This window comes from Acidimicrobiia bacterium, assembly GCA_016650365.1.
Taxonomy (GTDB): domain Bacteria; phylum Actinomycetota; class Acidimicrobiia; order Spongiisociales; family JAENVV01; genus JAENVV01.
Genome location: JAENVV010000193.1, coordinates 1 through 1,467 on the forward strand (window position 1 = coordinate 1; position 1,467 = coordinate 1,467).

The 1,467-nt window shown below is 60.9% G+C and carries 2 protein-coding genes; one reads left to right on the forward strand and one right to left on the reverse strand.

The annotated features are described in order from the left end of the window. Positions 1-692 (reverse strand): S8 family serine peptidase (locus tag JJE47_11820; GenBank protein MBK5268109.1); only part of this gene is annotated, 692 nt, incomplete at its 3' end. 581 nt (positions 693-1,273) lie between these two features. Between JJE47_11820 and JJE47_11825 the strand changes: the two genes are divergently transcribed. Continuing rightward, positions 1,274-1,432, forward strand: a complete 159-nt coding sequence (locus JJE47_11825; GenBank protein ID MBK5268110.1) for a hypothetical protein — start codon at positions 1,274-1,276, stop codon at positions 1,430-1,432. The last annotated feature ends 35 nt before the right edge of the window (positions 1,433-1,467 follow it).

Here is a 1,467-nt window from a genome sequence, read left to right on the forward strand (position 1 = left end):
GCCGGGTTGCGTAGTTGACCGTGGGTGCCGTCGTTCCCGGCGGAAACGACCACCACGATGCCTTGTCTCCAGGCCACTTCAACGGCGTAGGCGAGGGGATCAAGCACATAATCCTGGATGCCGTCGGTGCCAAACGAGAGGTTCAACACCCGGATGTTCATGCCCTGGTCGTTGCGGTGCTGCACAACCCAGTCGATGCCGGCGATGACCTGGGACACGTCCGCTGCTCCGGCGCCGTTGGCCACTTTCACGTTGAGGATTGTTGCCCCGGGGGCGACGCCGACGAAGTTCGTCTGGAGGTCGCGGGTACCGGGGATGGCGGGGGCGGCGTCGTCGCGTCCGCCGATAATGCCGGCGAGATGCGTCCCGTGGCCGTAGAGGTCGAGGTACTCAAGGCCGGCGGTTTGCGAATCGAACGACAGGTCGGCGCCGTTGACGATCTTGCCGGGCACTGTAAGCCCGTCGACGGGTGTGACACCCGAGTCGATGATCGCCACGCCAATACCGGCACCGGTATATCCGTTTTTCCAGTACCAGTTCGACTGGATGACCTTTTCGTTGATGCGGTTCATGGCGCCGTCGTCGCTCCGGTCGTTGACTTCCCAACCGGCCAGCAGCAGCTGAGCGTCGGGACTGACCGATTCGACAAGCGGGTTGGCCTGGAGTGTGGCGATGGCAGATTCGGGAATCATCGCCGAGAAGCCGTCGATGATGTCCAATTGGAGTCCGACGGTGCCGCCGAGTTGGGTGACGAGCGCTTCGGGTCCGTTTCCCGCGCCGGGTAACTCCCTGACCACCACCGCCACGCTCGCCTCGCTCGGGTTGTTGGTCGCCTGGGGCGTTCCGACGAGTGACGGTGCCATCAGCACCGCTAGGGCGACGACGAAAGCTACCAACCTTTGGAAATGGGTTTTGGTGGGTCCCGCCGGCTGGCGGCGGGGGTTCATCGGTGAGCGGTTCATGTCGGTAACTCCTGGACTCTCAGTGGTCTATCTATGGCATCATCGGCAGCAGGGCCCCGATTCTTGAACTCGTTTTGGCAAGTTTTGTCCCAATTTGTCCGACTTCAGAAGCCGGGGATCAAGATGTCATGGACCTTTCACCTTCAGTTCAAAGAAAGCAACGGCTGGTAGCAAGCTTGGTTCTTGCGGCAGCGATAGCTGCCTGCGGTGCATCCGACTCGCCCGAGGTCGGGAGCTGATCTTCTACAACCCTTTCACCGCCGCAAGAATCGAGTTCAGTCGCTTCCAGCCCAACATTGTCGGAATTGGGGATGAACACGCTTGGAATCGAAATCGCCGAAGAAGACTGGTTGGTCGCCACCTCTCAGCTTTGCGATGACCAGATCGGTCTGAGCGACGCTGCTGACGAGTTCAGAGACCTCCACGGCCCGGCTCGGTCCGGCTCTGAAATCATCAACGCCCTAAGGTGAAGCATCGTCCACCCAATGCCCGGGTAGCACATTCC

What these genes read in the sequence shown, in the direction of transcription:
- JJE47_11825 (MBK5268110.1), top strand. Translation starts at nt 1,274, where the DNA reads ATGAACACGCTTGGAATCGAAATCGCCGAAGAAGACTGGTTGGTCGCC.